This is a genomic window from Micromonospora sp. M42 (assembly GCF_000568915.1).
GTDB classification, from domain to species: Bacteria; Actinomycetota; Actinomycetes; order Mycobacteriales; family Micromonosporaceae; genus Micromonospora; species Micromonospora chalcea.
In genome coordinates this window covers 5,892,794-5,913,527 of sequence record NZ_KK037233.1, presented here as the reverse complement: position 1 = coordinate 5,913,527, position 20,734 = coordinate 5,892,794, and the positions used below count along the sequence as shown (strand labels likewise).

Here is a 20,734-nt window from a genome sequence, read left to right as displayed (position 1 = left end):
GCGAGGCTCCCCGGTTCAGGCGGTCAGGGTGAGGAAGGCGTCCTCGAGGTTGCGTGAGGTGATCTCCAGGTCCCGGGCGTCCGTGCGGGTCAGCAGGTGCCGGGCGACCACATCGGAGTCCCCGGTGTGCACGAGGACCGCGTCGCCGCGTACCTCGACCGAGCGGACGCCCGGCAGCGCGGCGAGCGCGGCCTGGTCGGCGCCGGGCAGCGTCGCCCGCACCACCCGCCCGGCGGCAAGGTTCTTGATCTCGGCGGTGGTGCCGTCGGCGACCACGCGGCCCTGGCGGATCAGCACGATCCGGTCCGCGTACGCGTCGGCTTCGTCCAGGTAGTGGGTGGCGAACAGGACGGTCCGGCCGGAGCGGGCGTCGGCCCGGATCGCCTGCCAGAAGTCGCGCCGGCCCTCGACGTCCATGCCGGTGGTCGGCTCGTCCAGCACCATCAGGTCCGGGTCGGGCAGCAGCGCGAGCGCGAACCGCAGGCGCTGCTGCTGACCGCCCGAGCACTTGCCCACCGCCCGGTCGGCGATCCCGGCGATGCCGGCGCGCTCCAGCACCTCCGCCACCGGCCGGGTGTGGCCGTAGAAGTGCGCGGTCATCCGTACCGTCTCGGCGACGGTGAGGTCCTTGAGCAGGCCGCCGGTCTGCATCACGGCGGCGACCCGGCCGTGCCGGACGGCGTCGGCCGGCTCGCCGCCGAAGAGGCGGACCGTGCCGGCGTCCGGGCGGGCCAGCCCGAGCAGCATGTCGACGGTGGTGGTCTTGCCGGCGCCGTTGGGGCCGAGGAACGCCACCACCTCACCGGCGGCGATCCGCAGGTCGAGCCCGTCGACGGCGGTCACCGGGCCGAAGGTCTTGGTGAGTCCGGCCAGGTCCACGGCCGGTGCGGAATCGGTCATGTCCCGATGCTCCGGCGTGCGGTGTCCGGTTCCCCGGAGCGGCAGTCACCTTCCGGCCGTGACATTTGTCAGGCGGTCACGCCGCCGACGCCGGACGCTCTGGGGCCGATCAGGCCGTCGCGCCGCCGTCGATCGCGATCGACGCGCCGGTGACGTGCCGTCCGCCGGGGCCTACCAGGTGACTGACAGTCGCCGCCACGTCGTCCGGGGTCGCGTACCGGCCGAGGGCGATGTGCGACCGCTGCCCGTCCGCGCCCGCGCTGTCCGCCGGGTTCATGTCGGTGTCGGTCGAGCCGGGCAGGATCAGGTTGACGGTGATCCCACGCGGACCGAGTTCGCGGGCGAGCGCCCGGGTCAGCCCGTTCACGGCGCTCTTGGTCATCGCGTACGCGCTCACCCCCGGTGCCGGGACGCGGCTGGCGAAGCTGCTGCCGATGTTGACGATCCGCCCGCCCGCGCCCATGTGGCGTACCGCCGCCTGGGTGGCGAGGTAGACCCCGCGCACGTTCACCGCGATCGCCCGGTCCAGGGCGTCGAGGCTGACCGACTCGATCGGCCCACCCGCGAACACGCCGGCGTTGTTGACCAGGATGTCCAGCCGCCCCAACTCGGCGACGGTCCGGTCCACTGCGCCGATCACGGCCGTCGCGTCGGCGCTGTCCGCGTTGATCGCCAGGCCGGTCCGCCCGTACGCCTCGATCTCGGCCACCACGGACTTCGCGCTGTCCTGCGCGGTGCGGTAGGTGAACGCGACGTGGATGCCGTCCTCGGCCAGCCGGCGCGCGACGGCGGCGCCGATACCCCGGCTCCCGCCCGTCACCAGGGCGACCCTGTCGGCAAGTCTGACCGTCATGTCGTCATCCTGACAGTCGACTCAGGACGCTGATCATCCGGGTCAGCCGTCAATTCCTGTCCGGCCGGTCAGGCAGGATTGCCGGCGCCCAGTCCGGGTACGCGCGGGCCGTCCAGCGGCGAAACGGGGAGGCGGACATGAGCGCACCGACGGGACGGGTCGACACGATCGTGCTCATCCACGGGCTCTGGATGACCTCGCGGAGCTGGGAGCACTGGGCGCAGCGGTACTCAGCGCGCGGCTTCCAGGTGCTCACGCCCGCCTGGCCCGGGATGGACCGCGAGGTGCAGGAGCTGCGGGCCGACCCGGCCCCGATCGCCGCGCAGCGCATCGCCGACATCACCGACCACTACGCGGCGATCGTCAAGGGCCTGCCGCGCCCGCCGATCATCATGGGCCACTCGTTCGGCGGCCTGATCGCCCAGTTGCTGGCGGACCGCCGCCTCGGCGCCGCGGTGGTCGCCGTGCACCCCGCGCCGGTACGGGGTGTGCTCAAGCTGCCGCCCAGCACGCTTCGCTCCGGGTATTCGATCCTGCACAACCCGGCCAACCGGCACCGCGCCGTGCCGTTCACCCCGGAGGACTTCCGGTACGCCTTCGGCAACACCATCAGCCAGCAGGAGTCCGACGCCGCCTGGGAGCGGTACGCCGTACCGGGCGCCGGGCACGTGCTGTTCGAGGCCGCGTTCGCCAACCTGGACCCGAACTCCGCCACCGAGATCGACAAGAAGCGCAGCGACCGCGCCCCGCTGCTGATCACCGCGGGCGGCGAGGACCACGTGGTGCCCGCGACCTTGGCCAGCTCGATCGCCAACCTCTACCGGAGTTCGACGGCGCTCACCGGCTACCGGGAGTTCCCCGGCCGGTCGCACTTCGTCGGCGGCGAACCGGGCTGGGAGGAGGAGGCGGACTACGCGCTGGAGTGGGCGGTCGAGGCGGCGAACGAGTATTCCCCGACAGTGGTCGCCGAGGCCCCTCGACGGCGTTGACCCACGGAGATATCAAGATCAGCAAAAATTGATATCATCACCTCGTTTCGAGTGCTCGGACGAGGAGGCGCACGTGTCCCGGACCATCCTTGACGTCGACGACGACCTCCTGGCCGAGGCCGCCGAGATCCTCGGTACCGGCACCAAGAAGGCCACCGTCAACGCCGCGCTGCAGGAAGTGGTCAACCGGGAGAAGCGCCGGGAGTTCGCCGACTGGCTCAAGAGCGGCGGCCTGCCGGACCTCACCGACCCGCAGCAGGCGTCGAAGCCCGAAGCGGCATGACGCGGGAGCGCTACCTTCTCGACAAGTCGGCGCTCGCCAGGTGGCCGAAGCCCGCCGTGGCACCCGTCCTGGACGAGTTGTCCGAGCGCGGTCTGCTGGCGGTCTGCGGGGCGGTCGAGATCGAGGTGGTGCACAGCGCCCGCTCGGCCAAGGACGCGCAGCGCGCTCGATGGCTGCTTCGCGGCTTTGACTGGCTCGCCATGCCGGACGACATCTGGGATCGTGCGATCGACGTCCAGGTGCAGGCGCTGCACAAGGGCAACCACCGCTCGCTTTCGATGGCCGATCTGCTGATCGCCGCGACGGCCGAACGGCATGGCGTGACCGTTCTGCACTACGACGGCGACTTCGACCTGATCACCGCGATCACCGGCCAGCCGACGACGTGGGTCGTCCCGGCCGGAAAGGCCGACTGACCGACTACGGTCCTCATTCCCAGGAGTCGGAGATGTCGAGGACCTCGAGGTCGGGCGGGGCCGCCGCCGCTACCGTCCCGACGTCCCGTGTGACCAGGTAGCACCGGTAGAGCACGGCGGTGGCGATCGCGTGGGCCACGTCGAGCGGCACCTTGCGGCTCGCCGCGATCCGGGCCACCCGCCGGCTGGTCGGACCGTCGTATACCGCGATCCGGATGTCCCGGTCCGTGTCGAGGAGCAGGTCGAGCAGATCGGCGGCCGGAGTACCCGCTACCTGAAGCTGCGCCTGCCCCAGGCAGAGCGCCGGGATCCACACCTCCTGCTCGGGATCCTCCTGCGCGAGGGTCAGCAGCGCACCCGGCTCGACGCTGTCCCCAGCGGCGTACGCGAGCAGTGCGGACGTGTCCAGGACGAGCCCGTTCACGCGGCAGCCGCCCCGTCACCGTCCCCGAACTGGCGTAGCCACTCCATGTTCCGATCGTGTTGCTCGTCGGTGATCGGCGGCTGTTGTGCCAGCCTCCGGCGAGCCCGCTCGACGTCCTCGTCGGTCACCACATAGCCGTGCTCAGCCCATCGGGCACGCAGACCGTCCGCTCGCATCTTCCGCCGGAGCACGTCGGCGATGAAGCCGGACGTCGTGCCCTGCGACCGCTCGACGTACTCGGCCACGTCGTCGGGCAGGCTGATCGTGATGCGCCGCGTCATACTCTCACCATAGCTCATGCATACTCCGCTTTCGGTGCGGCACGCGGTGCCGGTCGAGCGGGTGCTCATCGCGGCCGGAACCGCCGGGAGCACTCACCGTCGTGTCCGGGCCGGAGCAGACACCGCTGCCCGCCGGACAGCAACAGGTCGCAGAACACCCAGTGGCGGACGTTCTGGTCGTCCTCCGCCGAGACCGTGGTGCCGCCGGGCTCGGTCTGCGGCAGGACGTGCGACCAGTGCGCCACCACCCGGGCCAGCCGCTGAGCGGAGAGCAGGTCGTTGACGACGACCGGCAGGTGGATCACCCAGCGCTCGGTCACCTGTCGTACCCCCGTTCGTTGCGGGCCCGGGCCTGCTCCGACTGCCAGCGACGCAGCGCGTTCTTGATCCGGTCGGTCTCCCGGCGGCTCTGCGCCAGCGCGTCGTAGACGACGGCCAGGTCACCGGCGACGCGGTCGAGGAACTCCCGCACCTCCTGCGGGTCGAGCCCGCGCCGGCCCAGCTGGGTCGTCCGGAAGCTCCGCTCACGGACCTGCCACGGACGCAGGGGCTGGTAGGTGGACGAGCGGTAGCAGGTCGATCCGAGGACCGACCGCCGGCGACGCCGGACACGCCGGAGGAAGACGCGCATGACAGGACCTGCCTCTCACCGTCGAGATCGAACCGTGGAAGGGCAGGCCCACCGGCCCGCCGCGCACCGGCGGACCCACCCCGGCACCTGCCACCGCAGCCTTCGACCAGCAGTACGTCAGCAGGGCACAGCGCGTGGCCCAGGTCGACACCCGATGACCCAGCCGATCCGGCCACTCACTCATCGTGCAGTGGACCGCACCCTTTGCGCAACTCCCGATTCGGGATGATGTCATTGCGAAGCTCGTCCGCTTCCGCCACACTGACCGGCATGACTGGAAGCCCGACCGTCCGACGTCGACGCCTGGCCGCTGCCCTCCGTCGCCTCCGTGAGCAGACCGGCATGACCGCCGACCAGGCCGCCAAGGAGGTGGGGATCTCGAAGTCGGCGATCAGCCGCATCGAGAACGCCCAGGTGTCCGTCATGCCGCCGGTCGCCCGTGGACTTCTTGAGCTGTACGGGGTGGAAGGCGACGAGGTGGACGCACTCGTCCAGGTCGCCCGCGATGCCCGCAAGCGCGGCTGGTGGCAGGCGTACGACGACGTGCTGCCGGACTGGTTCGAGGTCTACGTCGGGCTGGAGGCCGAGGCGGCCGAGATCCGCACCTTCCAGCCGCAACTGATTCCGGGTCTACTCCAGACCGCCGACTACGCCCGCGCGGTCATCCGCGCCGAGCACCCGGACGCCCCGACCGACGAGGTGGACCGGCGGGTCGAGTTGCGCATGCGCCGTCAGGACACCGAAACTCCGCCGAAGCTCTGGGTGGTGCTGGACGAAGCCGCACTACGGCGCCCGGTCGGCGGCGCGGAGCTGTTCGCGGCGCAGTTGCGGCGACTGGCCGAGGAGGCGGACCGGCCCGGCCGCACCATCCAGATCCTGACCTTCGGCGCGGGCGAGTACGGGTCGATGGGCAGCGCCTTCAGCGTGCTGACCTTCCCCGAGCCGGCCGATCCGGGGATCGTCTACGTCGAGACCCGCGCGGGTAGCCTCTATCTCGAAGGCCAACAGGTGAGGGAGTACAGCCGCGTCTTCGAGCACCTGGTCGCCACGGCGGCCGGCGCCCGGGAGTCGCGCGACCTCATCCTGGGGGCGATCGACGAGCTATGAGAGGACGGCGCGGGTGGAAGAGGCCAACCAGGCGACGATGACCTGGCGCAAGAGCACCCGTAGCAACGGTTCCGGCGACTGCGTCGAGGTCGCCGACAACCTGCCCGGCGTGGTCGGGCTACGCGACAGCAAGGACCCGCGAGGTCCTATCCTCGCCTTCGACCCGGCAGCCTGGTCGACCTTCGTCGCGGGCGTCAAGCACGAGACGTTCCGGAACTGAACGCGGCAGGCATCGCCTGCGCACCCTGACCCTACGATCCAATGCCCGAAGCCTCCGTGCTTCGTAGCTTCGCCAGGGCACGCAGGTACTCGTCCTCTACAATCCGGTCGAACGCTGCTGGCTGCGCCCCCGCGTGCACGACCTTCCGCGTAAGCCGCGCCTGCTCCCAGAACCTCAAGCCGATCTCGGTGGCGAAGATGTCAGCCGCCAGCAGTCCTCGCAACTGGCTCTCAGGCATCCCGCCCAGTTGCCAGGTCGTGGCCCAGAAGTTGAGGATCAGATTGATGTAGGCCCGCTGCCTCCGCCGTTCAGGCGCAGGGTCCTGGGTCAGCGACCCCCAGCACTCCATCAGCACGGCATCATCTATGGCCATCTTGAGCAACAAGGCGTGCTGGTCACGTTGCGCGTATTCCAATGCGATGCGGGCCTGCCTGTTTTGACTGATGGTGGTGGCGACCACACCCACGAGAGCCAGCGCGGACAGAAGCATAGAGACCGAGCCGTAGGCTTGGCCGATATTCGCCAAGCGCTCCCAGTCGGTACTCGGATCGAAGGCGTAGTCGATCAGGGGCGGGGAGAGCAGCAGCGCAAGCCCTCCCAAGAAGACCAACAACGCCCAGACGGCTACGCCGCGAACACTCCTCATCTACGCAAGGCTAGTTCTCCCATCAAAGTTGATCAATCGAACGCGCCGCCACCTGGCACCCCGATCCTCCTGGCTCTGCACCCACCGCAGAACCGGCACGCCGTGCGGCAGGTTCTGGTGTGCGGGTGGGTCCGCCGGGTATGACGGAAACATGAGGGCGAGTTTCCGTCTGGGTCGGATCGCGGGCGTACCGGTCGGCGTCAACTGGAGTGTCCTGGTCATCTTCGTGCTGATCGCGTGGGCGCTGTCGGCGAGCCTGTTCCCGGCCTCGTACCCCGGTCACTCCCCCGTCGCCTACTTCGCGGCCGGCCTGGCCGCCGCCGTGGTCTTCTTCGTCGGTCTGCTCGCCCACGAGGTGGCGCACGCGGTGGTCGCCAAGCGCAACGGCATCGAGGTCGAGGGCATCACGCTCTGGCTGTTCGGCGGTGTCGCCGAGCTGAAGGGCGAGGCGAAGGACCCGGGCGCCGAGCTGCGGATCGCCGGGGTCGGGCCGCTGGTCAGCCTGATCATCGGCGTGTTCTTCGCGGCGATCGCGGTGGCGGTGGCCGCCGCGGGCGGGCACGGGCTGCTGCTCGGCGCGCTGGCCTGGCTGGCGGGCATCAACGTACTGCTGGCGATCTTCAACGTGCTGCCGGCCGCCCCGCTGGACGGCGGGCGGCTGCTGCGCGCGGCGGTGTGGAAGTTCACCGGCGACCGAACCAAGGCGTCGGTGGTGGCGGCCCGCGCGGGCTGGGTGCTCGGCGTCGTGCTGATCGGGCTGGGGCTGTGGCGGTTCTTCACCGGCGCGGGGTTCGGCGGGTTGTGGCTGGCGCTGATCGGCTGGTTCCTGCTCGGCGCCGCCGGCCAGGAGGAACGCGCCGCCCGGATGGGCGACGCGCTGCGCGGCATCCGGGTCGGCGACGTGATGACGCCGCAGCCGCAGACCGCGTCCGGCGACCTCACAGTGGCCGACTTCGTCGACCACTACCTTTTCGCGTACCGGCACTCCGCGCTCCCACTGACCGTCGACGGCAGGCCGGTCGGTCTGGTCACGCTCGATCGGGTACGCGGCATCGCGGCGGACCGCCGTGCGTCGACCACGCTGGCCGAGGTGTCCTGCCGGGCCGACGAGCTGGTGCTCGCCCGCCCGGACGAGCAGCTCACCGACCTGCTGCCCCGGCTCAACGAGTGCACCGACGGCCGCGCTCTCGTGGTGGTCGACAACCAGCTTGTCGGCATCGTCTCGCCCAGCGACATCAGCCGCGCGGTGCAGCGCGGCAGCCTGCGCCAGCAGATGCCGGCCGGACGCTGAGTCAGTCCCGGGGGAAGTAGCGGTCCATCTCGGCGGTGCGGAACTTCCCCTTCGGGTCGAACTCGCGCAGCAGCGCGGCGAAGTCGGCGTGCCGGGGGTACGCGGCGGCGGGATCGCGCTCGAACAGCTTGCCCCAGTGCGGGCGCGGCGCGAACGGAGCGAGCCGTTCCTCCACCTCGGCCAGCACCGGCGCGACAGCGACCGGATCGCCGATCCAGGTGAAGTGCAGCGCCAGCGAGTCGCGCCGGAAGTTCGGGCTCAGCCACAGCTCGTCGGCGGCGACCGTACGCAGCTCGCAGATCTGGAGCACGGCGGCGATGCGGTCGGCGACCGGGTCGAGCGCGGCGAGCGCCGCCGACGCGTCGGCCCGGGCCACGTGCCACTCCGACTGCAGCTCGTCGCCGCTACTGGGGGTGAAGCCGAGCCGGAAGTGCGGCAGCCGCTCGTGCCACGGCCCCGGCTCGCCGAGCTGAGCGGTGCAGTGCTCCGGCGACATGCCGGGCACCGGGTGCCGGGGCGAGTCGGCGGCCACCGTGTCCAGCCAGTCGGCGGGCGGCGGGGCCTCGTCGGCGTACTGCTTCACCCACACCTGGTCGAAGCGCTCCGAGCGCCACGAGGTGAAGACGCTGACGCTGTACGCGGCGTCGAGCGCCTCGTCCAGGGCGGCGCGGGGCAGGCCCAGACGGACGTGCTGCCGGATCTCGTACGTGGGCACCACGTCGAGCGTGAGCCGGGTGACCACGCCCAGCGCGCCCAGGTTGACCACCAGCCCGGCGAACCGTGGGTCGGTCCGGTCGACGGTGATCAGATCGCCGTCGGCGGTGACGAGTTCCAGCGCGGCGACGGCGGCGGCCAGGTTGCGGTTCCGCGCGCCGGAGCCGTGGGTGGCGGTGGCGACCGAGCCGGCCACCGAGATGTGCGGCAGCGACGCGAGGTTCGCCAGCGCGTACCCCTGAGCCTGGATCGCGGTGGCCAGGTCGCCGTAGCGGACGCCCGCCGCGACGGTGACGGCGCCGCGGTCGGGGTCGAGCGCGACGGCGGGTGGCAGGCCGTCCAGCGCGATCTGGGTGCCGGTGGTGTCGCCGAGCCGGTTGAACGAGTGGCCGGTGCCGACGGCCCGGACCAGGTCGGCCTCCGCGACCAGCCGCCGCAGTTCGTCGGTCGAGGTCGGCCGCGATCGGGTACGCGCCGACCAGCTGACGTTTCCGGCCCAGTTCGTGTCCGTCATGCGCTGCATCATCCGCCATCATGCGCCGGCAGGGTTGCCCCGGCCACTCGGCGGGAATCCTGGCGGGATGAGCAGCTACCGCGACCCGAGCCTCCGCGGCGACGTGTACCCGTCGGAGGAGGAGATCGACCCGACCGGCGTGGACCCCGACGCTGCGGAGATGCCGCCCGCCGGTGTGGGACCCGCCGGTGTGGGTGTGACGCCCGCCGCGACCGCCCCGGTTCCGGGGCCCACGCCGGAGCCCGAGCCGGACCCGGTGCCCCACCCGGGGCCGCCGCCGCGCCAGGGGGCGGGCCGGTCGATCGTGACCCGGCACCTGGACGGTTCCGTCGAGGTGGTCACGGATCTGGACGGCGACGGTGTGGCCGACGTGGTGCAGATCGACCTGGACGGCGACGGCGTACCCGACGTGACGTACCTGGACAGCGACCGCGACGGCCGCCTCGACACGGTCCGCCGCGCCACAACAAGCTGACCCACCCGCCGCCCACGCGTCTCGGCGACGATCTTGGAGTGCTGGCGTCCAGACCGCCGTTGATCATGCGGTTGCCGCCCCGACAAGAGCCGTAAATCCGGCACCGGAAGGGCCGCAACCGCAAGATCGCGGGTTTGTGGGGGGCGGCGCGGGAGTGCCTCCCGTAACGCGAGATTGTTGTTCCGCAAGGTGGGACCGCTGGAGATCTTGGTACGGAAGGGCCCCTATAGGGGCCGTTCCGTACCAAGATCTCGACGGGAGGCGGGAGGCGGGAGGCGGGACGGGCGGCGGACAGGGCCGGGTCAGACGTGGGGCATGACCTCGGCGGCTACCAGCTCCAGGTGGTCCAGGTCGGTCAGGTCCAGCACCTGGAGGTAGGCCCGGGAGCTGCCCGCCTCGGCGTACCGGCTGAGCGTCTCGACCACCTCGGCGGGCGTGCCGGCGGCGCCGTTGGCACGCAACTCGTCCGGGTCGCGCCCGATCGCCTCGGCGCGCCGCTTCACCTCGGCCTCGTTGCGGCCGCAGCACAGCACGAGCGCGTTGGACCAGGCCATCGTGGACGGGTCGCGGTCGATCTCGGCGCAGGCGTCGCGTACCCGCTGGAACTGCGTGACGGTGTCCTCGACCGAGACGAACGGCAGGTTGAACTCGTCGGCGTACCGGGCGGCCAGGCGGGGCGTGCGCTTCGGTCCCATGCCGCCGAGCAGGATCGGCGGGCGGGGGCTCTGCACCGGCTTGGGCAGCGCCGGCGAGTCGCTGACCGGGTAGTACGTGCCGGGGAAGTCGAACGTGGAGCCCGCCGGGGTGGACCAGAGACCGGTGATCACCGCGAGCTGCTCCTCCAGCCGGTCGAACCGCTCCCCCAGCGGCGGGAACGGGATGCCGTACGCGGTGTGTTCCTCGGCGTACCAGCCGGTGCCGATGCCCAGCTCGACCCGGCCGCCGCTCATCTGGTCGACCTGCGCCACCGTGATCGCCAGCGGGCCGGGCAGCCGGAACGTGGCGGCGGTCATCAGCGTGCCGAGCCGGATCCGGGTGGTGTCGCGGGCCAGCCCGGCGAGCGTGGTCCAGGCGTCGGTCGGGCCGGGGTCACCGCTCACCGAGCCCATCTTCAGGTAGTGGTCGGAGCGGAAGAACGCGGCGAAGCCGGTCTCCTCCGCACGCCGGGCCACGGCGAGGAGCTGGTCGTACGTGGCGCCCTGCTGGGGTTCGGTGAAGATCCGCAGTTCCATGCCCCGAGCATATGGAGCCGGCCGGCGCGGGGCAGCGCGACCTGTCATTCCTTGCCAGGCATATAACCGATGAGGCATATTGAAGGCGTGACAGTCGACGCCTTCGCCGTGCTGGCCGAGCCCTCCCGGCGCCGCATCCTGGACCGGCTGCGCCGGACCGAGAGCAGCGTCGGCGAGCTGGTGGACGCGCTGGGCATGAGCCAGCCGGCCGTCTCCAAGCACCTGCGCGTGCTCCGTGACGCCGGCCTGGTCACCTGCCGTACTGCCGCGCAGCGGCGGATCTACCGGGTCGACACCGCGCCGCTACGAGCAGTCGACGACTGGCTCGAGCCCTACCGGTCGTGGACCACGCATCTCGACGCCCTGGAACGCCATCTCGACAGTCAGGAGTGACAGATGGACCGCGACTCGTTCCGCCCCGGCCCACTCGCCCGGGTCAAGCTGACACCCGAAAACGAACTGGTCTTCGTCCGCGACCTGCGGCACCCGCCGGAAACCGTGTGGGCCGCGCTCACCGACCCGGATCGGCTCGCCGAGTGGGCGCCGTTCCTGGCCGACCGTGACCTGGGCCGCCCCGGCGACGCCGTACTCAGCGCCGTCGACGGCGACCAGAGCTACCCGGCGCCGGCCCGGGTGCTGCGCGCCGACCGGCCGCACCTGCTGGAGTACACCTGGGGCGACGACCTGCTGCGCTGGGAGCTGACCGCCAACGGCGACGGCACCACGCTCACGCTGCGGCACCGGGTCGGCGGTCCCGACCTCGCCGCGATGACTGCCGCCGGCTGGCACATCTGCCTCGACGTCGCCGCGCATCTGCTCGACGGCGACCCGGTCGGCCCGATCCGGGGCGCGGAGGCGAAGGACTTCGGCTGGGCGGACCTGCGCGACGCGTACGCCGAACGCCTGAACCGCGACTGACGACTGCGGTCACCCGGTCCGGCGGCGCAGCCACCCGGCGGCGCCGCCGACAAGCGTCGTTCCGATGGTGGTGCCGATCGCCACCAGCGCCGCCCCGACCGCCCACAGGCCGGTGTCGTCGGTCGAGGCGGCGTGCACCGCCCACGGAACTGTGAACGCCACTGTCATCACGGTCGCCACCAGCCAGATGTTCAGCCACCAGCCGGCGACGGCGGCCAGCGCGCCCAGGGTCAGCACCGCGGCGGCGACCTGCCAGACCGCGTACGGCCCGCTCATGTCGCCGGTCTGCGGGTCCACGGTCCAGCCGGACTCCCAGCTCAGCCAGGCCACCCAGGCGCCGGCCGTGGCCAGCGCCAGGAACAGACCGCCGAGCAGCGTACGTCTCGTCGTCACGCCTTCGATCCTGCCCGGCCGGCGGGGCTGGCGAATGAGCACGCGTACTCGATTTCGCCGCCGCGCACACGGCGGTGTGCGCGGCGTGTGCGCCCGGTGCCAGCGGCCCCGGCCATCGTCGGCGTCATGAGTTACGCATTCGAAGCGGAGGGCCTGGTCAAGCGGTTCGGTACGACCACCGCGCTGGCCGGGATCGACCTCGCCGCACGCCGGGGGACCGTGCTGGGGGTGCTGGGGCCCAACGGCGCCGGCAAGACCACTGCGGTACGGATCCTCGCCACGCTGTTGCGCCCGGACGGGGGGCGCGCGACTGTCGGCGGCTACGACGTGGTCACCGACGCCGCCCGGGTACGGCGGCTGATCGGGCTGACCGGCCAGTACGCCTCGGTGGACGAGGACCTGACCGGCACCCAGAACCTGGTGCTGATCGGCCGGCTGCTCGACCTGAGCCGCCACGAGGCGCGGGCGCGGGCGGCGGAACTGCTCGCCTGGTTCGGCCTGACCGACGCGGCCGGACGCCCGGCCAAGACGTACTCCGGTGGCATGCGCCGCCGCCTGGACCTGGCCGCGAGCCTGGTCGGCCGGCCGGAGGTGATCTACCTGGACGAGCCGACGACCGGGCTGGACCCGGCCAAGCGGGAGGAGATGTGGGGTGTGGTCCGCTCGCTCGTCGACGACGGGTCGACGGTGCTGCTGACCACGCAGTACCTGGACGAGGCCGACGCGCTCGCCGACGAGATCTCGGTGATCGACCACGGGCGCGTGATCGCGCACGGCACGCCGGGCGAGCTGAAGCGGATCGCCGGCAGCCAGACGATCGTGGTCCGGCCGACCGACCCGGGCCGGATCGGCGCGGTCGCCGAGATCCTGCGCGCCGCCACCGGGACCGATCCCGAGCTGCCCCGGCCGGGCGTGCTCACCGTGCCGGTGGACGACGACACCCCGTTCACCGCTGTGGTCCGCCGGCTCGACGACGCCGGCATCGGAGTGGTCGAGCTGGCGCTGCGGCTGCCCAGCCTCGACGAGGTGTTCTTCACGTTGACCGGCCACGGCGCCGAGGAGCAGGCGGAGGTGGCGGCATGACCACGACGACCCGTACGGCGACGCCGCCGCCCCGGACCGGCACGCCCCGCGCCTCCGCCCGTCCGTTCGGGCTGGTCCGGCACAGTCTCGCGCTGGCCGGCCGTAGCCTGATCAAGACGATCCGGACCCCGGAACAACTGCTCGACGTCACGCTCCAGCCGGTCGTCTTCGTGCTGATCTTCGTCTACCTGCTCGGCGGCGCGGTCGCCGGCTCGCAGCACGAGTACCTGCAGTTCCTGCTGCCCGCGATCATGGTGCAGACCGTGCTGTTCGCGTCCATCGCCACCGGCGTCAGCCTCAACACCGACGTCGAGAAGGGCGTCTTCGACAGGTTCCGCAGCCTGCCGATCGCCCGGTCCGCGCCGCTCGTCGGCTCGGTGGTCGGCGACCTGGTCCGGTTCGTGGTCTCCATCGCGGTGCTGCTGGGGTTCGGCTACGCGCTCGGCTTCCGGATCGGCACCGACCCGCTGTCCGCGCTCGCCGCCTGCCTGCTGACCATCGCGTTCGCGTTCGCGGTCAGCTGGATCGGCGTGCTGCTCGGGGTGCTGATGCGCAGCCCGGGCGCGGTGCAGGGCACTGCGTTCCTGCTGCTGTTCCCGCTGACCTTCGGCACCAACATGATGGTGCCGACGGACACGCTGCCCGGCTGGTTGCAGTGGTGGGTCGGGGTCAACCCGGTGGCCGACGTGATGGAGGCGGCCCGGGGTCTGATGATCGGCGGCCCGGTGGCCGGGCCGGTGACCCGGTCGCTGCTCTGGACCGTGGCGATCATCGCGGTGTTCGCGCCGCTCGCCGTCCGCGCCTACCGCCGCCGCGCCTGAGGGCGCCTCATCCAGCCGGGTCGCCGCCCACGAACGCGAGGGCGTCGGCCCGGCTGCGGCCGTGACCCCGGGCGTACGCGGCGGCGTATCCGTCCTCGCCCAGCTCGGCGCGCAGCCGCTCGGCGAGCCGCTGCGCGTCGGGATTGGAGCGGTCCGGCCGCCCGCGCAGCGAGTCGGAGACGCCGAGCAGTTCGGCGGCCCGCTCGTACCGGCCCTCGGCCACCGCCAACGCGACCCAGCCGACCGTGACGATCGCGACCACCGGCATGTCCCGGGCGGCGAGGCTGCGCGTGGTCGCATCGTCGAGACAGCGACGCGCACCCGGAAGGTCACCGCGGGCCAGCGCCAGATGGCCCGTCTCGGTCAGCAGCAGGGCACGGAACTGCGGGGCGGCCAACGGCGTCTCGTCCTGGCGGCGCGTCGCCTCGGCGAGGCACTCCTGCGCCTCGTCCAGCGACCCCTCGGAGCGGGCGATGCTGCCGAGCATCATCAGCCCGAACGCGCCGTCCCGGCCGTCCCGGTCGGTCACGAACCGGCGCAGTTCGGCCTTGGCGCCGGCCACGTCGCCGGAGCGGGCCCGGATGGCGGCGAGCCAGATCAGCTGGAAGCCGGGCTCGGAGGCCGGGTTGAGTTCCCGGGCCAGCCGCACCGACTCCTCCAGCGCCGCGGTCGCCGCCTCGAAGTCGCCGCGTTTGGTGAGCGCGTCGGCGTACTCGCTGAGCACGTGCGACAGGCTCATCCGCTCGCCGACCGCGCGCAGCTCCGCGGCGGCGTCGGTCAGGTCACGCAGCATGCCGTCGGCGTCGCCGTCGTTCTCCTTGAACTTGCCGCGTACCCCCAGCAGCGTGCCGTCGGTCCACGGGTCGGGATGCCCGCGCGCACGGTCGATCGCCGCGATCCCGGCCGCCGTGTCGTCGTCGAAGATCGACAGCATCGGCGCGAGCAGCCCCACGATCGGATGCTTGGTCCCCTCCACCGCCCGCAGGGTCGTGGTCAGCTCGGCGATCTGCTCCGGCGTCGGCCCCCGCTCGCCGCCTGCCAGCTCCGAACCGATGCGGATGGCGAGCACCACCGCCCGCTCCTCCGCCGGGGCCGGGCCGGGCAGCGCCAGCGCGCGGGCCAGCACGTCACCGCCGATGCCGCCGTCGCCCCAGATCACCAGCGGCAACGCCAGCCCCGCGCCGATGCGCAGCGCGGTGTCGGCGTCACCGGCGTCACAGGCGTAGTGCAGCGCGCCGACTATGTTCTCCCGTTCCGCCTCCAGCAGCCGCAGCCACGGCAGCTGACCGGCCGTGCGCAGGTGCGGCTCCGCGGTCCGGACCAGCTCCCGGAAGTACGCCGCGTGCGCGGCGCGCGCCCCGGCCGACGCCCCGGCGGCGGCGAGCCGTTCCAGCCCGTACTCCCGGATGGTCTCCAGCATCCGGAACCGCCCGTCGCCGACCACCTGGAGCAGCGACTTGTCCACGAGCGCGTCGAGCAGCGCGGCGGCGGCCGGGCCGGCGACGCCGGCCGCCGAGTCGGCGGTGACCGACGCCGGGAAGACCGCGAGCCGTTCGGCGAGCTGCCGCTCGTCGTCGGTGAGCAGCCCCCAGCTCCAGTCCACCACCGCCCGCAGCGTGCGGTGCCGGGGCAGCGCGGTGCGGCTGCCGCCGGTCAGCAGCCGGAACCGGTCGTCCAGACCGGCCGCGACCTGCCGCGGCGACAGCGTCCGCAGGCGCGCCGCCGCGAGTTCGATGGCCAGCGGCAGGCCGTCGAGCCGCCGGCAGATCTCCACCACTGCCGCCACGTTCTCGCCGGTCACCGCGAACCCGGGCCGCACGGCGGCGGCCCGGTCGCGCAGCAACTGCACCGACGGGTACGCGAGCGCGTCGCCCGGCGTGGCGTCCGCCGGTGGCAGCCGCAACGGGGGTACGGGTTCCAGCACCTCGCCGACGATGCCGAGCGGCTCCCGGGAGGTGGCCAGCACGCGCAGCCCCGGACAGTGGCCGAGCAGGTCCTCGGCGAGCCGGGCGGCGGCCTCGACGACGTGTTCGCAGTTGTCCAGCACGATCAGCGTCTCGTCGGTGGCGATCGTGTCCACCAGGCGGCCGAGCGTGTCGCGGGCCGGCTGGCGTACCGGTTCCAGCTTCCGGTCCCGCCGCCCGAGCGTGTCGAGCACGGCCCGTGGCACGTCCGCCGGGTCGGTGATCGGCGCCAGCTCGACCAGCCACGCCCCGCCGGGTACGCCGTCGGCGAGCCGGCCCGCCGCCACGCTCGCCAGCCGCGTCTTGCCGGCTCCGCCCGGCCCGAGCAGGGTGACCAGCCGGTTGCCGGCGAGCAGCCCGGTGAGCCGGCGCAGGTCCTCGTCGCGCCCGACGAACGTGGTGAGCGCGGCCCGCAGGTTGCCCCGCGTCACGGCCGTCGGCTGCGGCGGGGCCGCCTCGCCGCGCAGCAGTTCCAGGTGCGCGGCCCGCAACTGCGGTGACGGGTCGACGCCCAGCTCGTCGGCGAGCCGCTGCCGGATCCGCTCGTACGCGGCGAGCGCCTCGGCGGGCCGCCCGGCGGCGGCGAGCGTACGCAGGTGCAGCTCGGCCAGCCGCTCCCGCAGCGGATGCGCGGCGGTCAGCTCCTCCAGCTCGGCGACCAGCAGCTCCGGCCGCCCGGTGCGCAGCTCCGCCTCGATCCGGTCCTCCTGCGCGGTGAGCCGCAGCTCCGCCAGCCGCGCCACCGCTGCCGCCGCGTACGGCGCGTCGGCGACCTCGGCCAGCGCCGGCCCCCGCCACAGCGCGAGCGCGTCGCGCAACATCGTCCGCGCCGTCGTCGCGTCCCCGTCGCGAAGCGCCGCCCGCCCCTGCCGGGTCAGCCGCTCGAACCGCCCGGCGTCCACGTCGTCCGGGTCCAGGTCGAGCCGGTAGCCCGCCGGGCTGCTGCGTACCCCGAGCCCGGGCACCGCCCGGCGCAGCCGCGACACGAGCGTCTGCACCGCGTTGGCGGTGTCGGTCGGCGGCTCATCGCCCCAGAGCGCCTCGGCCAGCGCCGGTACGCTCACCGGCCGGCCCGGGTCCAGGGCGAGGCGGATCAGCAGCGCCCGCAGCCGCGCCCCGGCGACGTCGAGCGGCCGGTCGCCGTCGCGGACCTCAAGCGGCCCGAGGATCCCCACCCGCACCATGTCACTCTCTCACCCGCCGGCGAACCGATGGTGGCAAGATCGCGGGCGTGACGAGTGTGTCCCGCCCGCTGCCACGGCTCGTGGGGCCGGAGGCGTTCGCGGACGTCCCCGCCGACCGGCTCCTGGCGGTGCTGGAGGCGGTCACGATGGTCCTCACGCTCCCCCACCGCGCCGCCGAGCGGGTGGACGCGCTGGTGGTGGCCACCGGCCAGGGCGAGGACTGGCGTCTCACCGACGCGATCCGCGCTTGGGAGACCGGCCCGGCGCTGCGGCACCTGCTGGTGGCGAACACCGACTCGGCCGAGCGGACGTACCGCCCGCTCACACTGGACCGGCTGCGCGGACTCGGTCTGCGCCGGGTCGACGGGGTCGTGCTCCAGGCCGAGCCGGTCACCGGCACCGGCCGGCAGGCCACCTGGGTCGTGGAGCAGGTACGGGCGCTGGGCATCGGCAGCGTCGCGCTCGTCGTCTCGCCGTACCACCTGGTCCGGGTCTACCTCACCGTGCTGCGGGCCTGCGACGACGCCGACCTGCGGATCCCGATGGTCCCGCTACCAGTGGCTGTCGCACCGGACGCCCCGGTGCCGGAGACCGGCGCGGCCGGGTACGACCTGGTGGCCGGCGAGGTCAGCCGGTTGCTCCGCTATCCCGGCCAGGGGTGGATCGCCACCCCGGAACGGCTACGCGACTACCTGCGCTGGCTCTGGTCCGCGCACCACCCTCTGCTCACCGGCGCCTGAAGGTTCCCCGGCGGGCTACGCGTCGGGGATCCGGACGGTGAGCACCCGGGTGAGGACGCGGAAACCGGCCGCGTCGTACATGCGGCGGGCCGGGTTGCCGTCGACCACCGACAGGCCGACGGACGGCAGTCCCGCCTCCCGCGCGCCGCGCAGCGCGTGGACGAGCAGCGCCCGCCCGAACCCGCGCCGCTGTGCCCGGGGCGCGACGCCGAGGTTGAGGATCCAGACGCAGTCGTCGTCGGTCCACGGCACCGGCCCGGCGCACAGCACGTGCCCGGCGCTGCGGCCGTCCGGGTCGATCAGCCGGGCCGAGGCGGGCACCAGGGGCGGCACCGGCTCACCGGTGTCGAACATCGCCCGCACCTGTTCGGTGTCGCTGGGCTGCCAGCGGCCGTCCGGGTGGTCCGGGCCGTACGCCGCGTCCAGCCCTGCGGCGAGGTCGTCGTCCCAGCCGGGTGCGCCGAGCGACCAGCCGTCCGGCAGCGCCACCGGTTCCGGTACGTCGGTCAGGTCGTGCCGCATGTCAGTGGCGGCCCGGTGCAGCTTCAGCCCGTCGGCCACCAGCGCCGCCGCCAGCGCCTCGTCCGGCGTCTCCAGCCGATGCCCGGCGAGGTCACGCCGCACCTGCGCGACGAGCCGGGTGAACGGCGCCCCGGCCAGCGGCCTCACGCCGGCCGCGACCCGCGTGCCGTCGTCGTCCCGCAGCCGCATCCGGGCCAGCGGCACGTCGTCGGCATCGAACAGCAGCGAGTCGTCAGGGGCGTCGGGGTGCGGTAGTACCGGCATTCGCGGCAGCGTACCCGGCGCGCCCCGCCCCCGCTTCCCCGCCGATCTTGGAGTTGTGGCGCCTGAATCGCCCTACTCCGTGGCATTCGTCAACCGCCACAACTTCAAGATCGACGAGAGCGCCCACGGGCGGGCAGGGTGCGGGGCCTAGGGTTGGGGGGTGAGCAGGGTCGATCGGGGTAGCAGGACGATCGGGGCCGCGCCGGCAGCGGTGTACGGGGCGCTCGTGGATCGGGCGGCCCTGGAGGCGTGGTTGCCGCCGGACGGGATGCGCGGGCGGATCGAGCGGTGGGATCCCCGGCCCGGGGGCGGGTTCCGGATGGTGCTCACCTACCTCGACCCGGCCGGCAGCCCGGGCAAGACGTCGGACGCCACCGACGTGGTCGACGTCGGGTTCGCCGAACTCGTACCGGCGCGCCGGGTCGTGCAGACCGCCGTGTTCCAGGCCGACGACCCCGCGTACGCGGGCACCATGACCATGACCTGGCACCTCGCAGCGGCCGGCGACGGCACCGAGGTGACGGTCACGGCCACCGGCGTACCACCGGGCATCGACCAGGCGGTGCACGAGGAGGGCATCGCGTCCTCGCTGGCGCACCTGGCCGCGTACCTCGAACCGGGCGGCTGACCTCGGCGGACGCCGGGATTGGCGGCGGTTTTTGCGGGTAGCCGCCCGCGGTGACCGGGCAGCGGGAGGGGCGCGACGGCCGACGGGGGTCGTCGCGGCGCGCCGGCCTGGACGCGGAACGGTTCGACGAGGCGTGGGAGCGCGTGAACGAGCGCGGCCGGGCCGCCGGGCGGGACCGGATGCAGCAGCTGCGGGTCAAGTCCGTACTCGCCGTGCAGGCCGGTCTGGCGGCGGCGCTGGCCTGGGCCGTCGCGCGCTGGGTCACCGGCATGCCGAGCCCGATCTTCGCCCCGGCGGCCGCGGTCGCGGTGATCACCTCGTCGTTCGGACGCCGCCTCTCCAACACCGTCGAGCTGCTCGCCGGGGTGACGCTCGGCATCATCGTGTCGGACCTGCTGATCGGTGCCGTCGGCGCCGGGGTGTGGCAGACCGGCGTGATCGTCGCGGCGTCCGTCCTGGTCGCGCTGGCATTGAGTACGCGGGGCGGGATCGTGGGCAACGCCAGCGGTACGGCGGTGCTGCTCGGCGCGCTCTCCTCCTCCCGGCACACGCTGGAGTTCCCCCGCTTCGTGGACGCGCTGATCGGCGGCGGCGTGGGCCTGGTGGTGACGCTGCTGCTGGTGCCGATCAACCCGCTGCGGGTCATGCGGCGGGTGGCCGCGCCGACGTTGCGGCAGCTCGCCGACCAGCTCGCGGCGACCGCCACCGCGCTGCGGCGACGCGACCACGAACTGGCCGACCGGGCGCTGAGCCGGTCGCAGGCGATCGGCACGGACCTGGGCCGGTTCTGGGACGTCTTCGGCGGCGCGAAGGAAACCGTCGACCTCGCCCCGGCCCGGTGGCCGAGGCGGCAATCCGTTCAGCATTACCAGCTCGGCGCGCCGGACGTGGACCAGGCGGTCTGGAACACCCGGGTGCTGGCGCGGCGGGCCGTGGTGCTGATCGAGGACGGGGAGCCGATCCCGGAGAGCCTGCCGGACGCCGTGGAGGCGCTCGGCGCGGCGGTGCACGCCGTACAGGAGGAGGTTCTCGCGGACCAGGGTCCGGAGGACGCCCGCCGGCACGCGCTGAGCGCGGTGGCGGCGGCGACGCGCGCGGAGCTGGCCGGGACCGGGCTGTCCGGCACGGTGATCGTGGGGCAGGTCCGGACCGCCGCGAGCGACATCCTCCAGGCGACCGGGATGGAGCGGGAGGAGGCGCTGCGGCGCATCCGGGAGGTGGCCGCCGCGCAGTCGTGACCC

At 73.1% G+C, this 20,734-nt stretch carries 26 protein-coding genes; 14 read left to right on the top strand and 12 right to left on the bottom strand.

What is annotated here, in order from left to right; genetic code table 11:
• Positions 1 to 15: 15 nt before the first annotated feature.
• Together MCBG_RS27360 and MCBG_RS27355 are read right to left on the bottom strand one after the other, a co-directional pair.
• Complete coding sequence (locus MCBG_RS27360) at positions 16 to 900, bottom strand: ABC transporter ATP-binding protein (protein ID WP_043329147.1); 885 nt, start codon at positions 898 to 900, stop codon at positions 16 to 18.
• Between the two features lie 109 nt (positions 901 to 1,009).
• Complete coding sequence (locus MCBG_RS27355; RefSeq protein ID WP_043329146.1) at positions 1,010 to 1,753, bottom strand: SDR family NAD(P)-dependent oxidoreductase; 744 nt, start codon at positions 1,751 to 1,753, stop codon at positions 1,010 to 1,012.
• 137 nt (positions 1,754 to 1,890) lie between these two features.
• Here MCBG_RS27355 and MCBG_RS27350 point away from each other — a divergent pair, with 137 nt between their 5' ends.
• The 3 genes from MCBG_RS27350 to MCBG_RS27340 all read left to right on the top strand — a co-directional run bounded on the left by MCBG_RS27350 (position 1,891) and on the right by MCBG_RS27340 (position 3,441).
• Entirely contained in the window at positions 1,891 to 2,742 is an 852-nt protein-coding gene (locus tag MCBG_RS27350; RefSeq protein WP_043329144.1) for an alpha/beta hydrolase, read from the top strand.
• A gap of 73 nt (positions 2,743 to 2,815) precedes the next feature.
• On the top strand, positions 2,816 to 3,025 hold the full coding sequence (locus tag MCBG_RS27345) for a type II toxin-antitoxin system VapB family antitoxin (RefSeq protein WP_043329142.1): 210 nt from the start codon (positions 2,816 to 2,818) through the stop codon (positions 3,023 to 3,025).
• Positions 3,022 to 3,441 (top strand): PIN domain nuclease, encoded by a 420-nt coding sequence (locus MCBG_RS27340; RefSeq protein ID WP_043329140.1) that lies wholly within the window; start codon positions 3,022 to 3,024, stop codon positions 3,439 to 3,441. The genes MCBG_RS27345 and MCBG_RS27340 overlap by 4 nt, the downstream gene beginning before the upstream one ends.
• Positions 3,442 to 3,454: 13 nt before the next feature.
• On the opposite strand, the gene MCBG_RS27335 is transcribed toward MCBG_RS27340, so the two are convergent.
• The 4 genes from MCBG_RS27335 to MCBG_RS27320 all read right to left on the bottom strand — a co-directional run bounded on the left by MCBG_RS27335 (position 3,455) and on the right by MCBG_RS27320 (position 4,777).
• On the bottom strand, positions 3,455 to 3,865 hold the full coding sequence (locus MCBG_RS27335; RefSeq protein ID WP_043329139.1) for a type II toxin-antitoxin system VapC family toxin: 411 nt from the start codon (positions 3,863 to 3,865) through the stop codon (positions 3,455 to 3,457).
• Positions 3,862 to 4,146, bottom strand: coding sequence for a hypothetical protein (locus MCBG_RS27330; protein WP_121685563.1), 285 nt, complete (start codon positions 4,144 to 4,146; stop codon positions 3,862 to 3,864). Before MCBG_RS27330 ends, MCBG_RS27335 begins: the two co-directional genes overlap by 4 nt.
• Before the next feature lie 65 nt (positions 4,147 to 4,211).
• Positions 4,212 to 4,466 (bottom strand): hypothetical protein, encoded by a 255-nt coding sequence (locus MCBG_RS27325; RefSeq protein ID WP_043329135.1) that lies wholly within the window; start codon positions 4,464 to 4,466, stop codon positions 4,212 to 4,214.
• Positions 4,463 to 4,777 carry a DivIVA domain-containing protein gene (locus MCBG_RS27320; RefSeq protein ID WP_043329134.1) on the bottom strand — a complete coding sequence of 105 codons (315 nt, stop codon included), beginning with the start codon at positions 4,775 to 4,777 and terminating at the stop codon, positions 4,463 to 4,465. Before MCBG_RS27320 ends, MCBG_RS27325 begins: the two co-directional genes overlap by 4 nt.
• Positions 4,778 to 5,047: 270 nt before the next feature.
• Here MCBG_RS27320 and MCBG_RS27315 point away from each other — a divergent pair, with 270 nt between their 5' ends.
• Together MCBG_RS27315 and MCBG_RS27310 are read left to right on the top strand one after the other, a co-directional pair.
• On the top strand, positions 5,048 to 5,884 hold the full coding sequence (locus MCBG_RS27315; RefSeq protein WP_043329133.1) for a helix-turn-helix domain-containing protein: 837 nt from the start codon (positions 5,048 to 5,050) through the stop codon (positions 5,882 to 5,884).
• A gap of 37 nt (positions 5,885 to 5,921) precedes the next feature.
• Positions 5,922 to 6,104, top strand: a complete 183-nt coding sequence (locus MCBG_RS27310) for a DUF397 domain-containing protein (RefSeq protein WP_104113057.1) — start codon at positions 5,922 to 5,924, stop codon at positions 6,102 to 6,104.
• A 31-nt stretch (positions 6,105 to 6,135) separates the two neighbouring features.
• On the opposite strand, the gene MCBG_RS27305 is transcribed toward MCBG_RS27310, so the two are convergent.
• The gene (locus MCBG_RS27305) at positions 6,136 to 6,750 is read right to left on the bottom strand and encodes a DUF6082 family protein (protein WP_043329129.1); all 615 of its coding nucleotides are present in this window, start codon (positions 6,748 to 6,750) and stop codon (positions 6,136 to 6,138) included.
• 151 nt (positions 6,751 to 6,901) lie between these two features.
• Here MCBG_RS27305 and MCBG_RS27300 point away from each other — a divergent pair, with 151 nt between their 5' ends.
• Positions 6,902 to 8,041, top strand: coding sequence for a site-2 protease family protein (locus MCBG_RS27300; protein ID WP_043329128.1), 1,140 nt, complete (start codon positions 6,902 to 6,904; stop codon positions 8,039 to 8,041).
• A gap of 1 nt (position 8,042) precedes the next feature.
• Here the strand turns inward: MCBG_RS27300 and MCBG_RS27295 are convergent, their stop codons facing one another.
• A complete protein-coding gene (locus MCBG_RS27295) occupies positions 8,043 to 9,269 on the bottom strand; it encodes an FAD-binding protein (RefSeq protein ID WP_043331036.1) in 1,227 nt (408 codons plus the stop codon).
• Positions 9,270 to 9,336: 67 nt separating this feature from the next.
• Here MCBG_RS27295 and MCBG_RS27290 point away from each other — a divergent pair, with 67 nt between their 5' ends.
• A complete protein-coding gene (locus MCBG_RS27290) occupies positions 9,337 to 9,744 on the top strand; it encodes a hypothetical protein (protein WP_043329127.1) in 408 nt (135 codons plus the stop codon).
• Between the two features lie 302 nt (positions 9,745 to 10,046).
• Here the strand turns inward: MCBG_RS27290 and MCBG_RS27285 are convergent, their stop codons facing one another.
• Positions 10,047 to 10,976: an LLM class F420-dependent oxidoreductase gene (locus MCBG_RS27285; RefSeq protein WP_043329126.1), complete on the bottom strand. Its 930-nt coding sequence runs from the start codon at positions 10,974 to 10,976 to the stop codon at positions 10,047 to 10,049.
• 87 nt (positions 10,977 to 11,063) lie between these two features.
• Here MCBG_RS27285 and MCBG_RS27280 point away from each other — a divergent pair, with 87 nt between their 5' ends.
• On the top strand, positions 11,064 to 11,369 hold the full coding sequence (locus tag MCBG_RS27280) for an ArsR/SmtB family transcription factor (RefSeq protein ID WP_223201348.1): 306 nt from the start codon (positions 11,064 to 11,066) through the stop codon (positions 11,367 to 11,369).
• Positions 11,370 to 11,372: 3 nt separating this feature from the next.
• The gene (locus MCBG_RS27275; protein ID WP_043329123.1) at positions 11,373 to 11,894 is read left to right on the top strand and encodes an SRPBCC family protein; all 522 of its coding nucleotides are present in this window, start codon (positions 11,373 to 11,375) and stop codon (positions 11,892 to 11,894) included.
• A 9-nt stretch (positions 11,895 to 11,903) separates the two neighbouring features.
• Here the strand turns inward: MCBG_RS27275 and MCBG_RS27270 are convergent, their stop codons facing one another.
• Positions 11,904 to 12,287 (bottom strand): hypothetical protein, encoded by a 384-nt coding sequence (locus MCBG_RS27270; RefSeq protein WP_043329122.1) that lies wholly within the window; start codon positions 12,285 to 12,287, stop codon positions 11,904 to 11,906.
• Positions 12,288 to 12,413: 126 nt separating this feature from the next.
• Here MCBG_RS27270 and MCBG_RS27265 point away from each other — a divergent pair, with 126 nt between their 5' ends.
• Together MCBG_RS27265 and MCBG_RS27260 are read left to right on the top strand one after the other, a co-directional pair.
• Entirely contained in the window at positions 12,414 to 13,370 is a 957-nt protein-coding gene (locus MCBG_RS27265; RefSeq protein WP_043331034.1) for a daunorubicin resistance protein DrrA family ABC transporter ATP-binding protein, read from the top strand.
• Entirely contained in the window at positions 13,367 to 14,191 is an 825-nt protein-coding gene (locus MCBG_RS27260) for an ABC transporter permease (RefSeq protein ID WP_043329121.1), read from the top strand. The genes MCBG_RS27265 and MCBG_RS27260 overlap by 4 nt, the downstream gene beginning before the upstream one ends.
• 7 nt (positions 14,192 to 14,198) lie before the next feature.
• On the opposite strand, the gene MCBG_RS27255 is transcribed toward MCBG_RS27260, so the two are convergent.
• Positions 14,199 to 17,330 carry an AfsR/SARP family transcriptional regulator gene (locus MCBG_RS27255; protein WP_223201347.1) on the bottom strand — a complete coding sequence of 1,044 codons (3,132 nt, stop codon included), beginning with the start codon at positions 17,328 to 17,330 and terminating at the stop codon, positions 14,199 to 14,201.
• Positions 17,331 to 17,386: 56 nt separating this feature from the next.
• Between MCBG_RS27255 and MCBG_RS27250 the strand changes: the two genes are divergently transcribed.
• Entirely contained in the window at positions 17,387 to 18,079 is a 693-nt protein-coding gene (locus MCBG_RS27250; RefSeq protein ID WP_369799333.1) for a hypothetical protein, read from the top strand.
• 15 nt (positions 18,080 to 18,094) lie between these two features.
• On the opposite strand, the gene MCBG_RS27245 is transcribed toward MCBG_RS27250, so the two are convergent.
• The gene (locus MCBG_RS27245) at positions 18,095 to 18,865 is read right to left on the bottom strand and encodes a GNAT family N-acetyltransferase (protein WP_043329120.1); all 771 of its coding nucleotides are present in this window, start codon (positions 18,863 to 18,865) and stop codon (positions 18,095 to 18,097) included.
• 160 nt (positions 18,866 to 19,025) lie between these two features.
• Here MCBG_RS27245 and MCBG_RS27240 point away from each other — a divergent pair, with 160 nt between their 5' ends.
• Positions 19,026 to 19,493 (top strand): SRPBCC family protein, encoded by a 468-nt coding sequence (locus MCBG_RS27240; RefSeq protein ID WP_043329119.1) that lies wholly within the window; start codon positions 19,026 to 19,028, stop codon positions 19,491 to 19,493.
• Between the two features lie 50 nt (positions 19,494 to 19,543).
• Positions 19,544 to 20,731: an FUSC family protein gene (locus MCBG_RS27235; protein ID WP_084789633.1), complete on the top strand. Its 1,188-nt coding sequence runs from the start codon at positions 19,544 to 19,546 to the stop codon at positions 20,729 to 20,731.
• Positions 20,732 to 20,734: the final 3 nt, after the last annotated feature.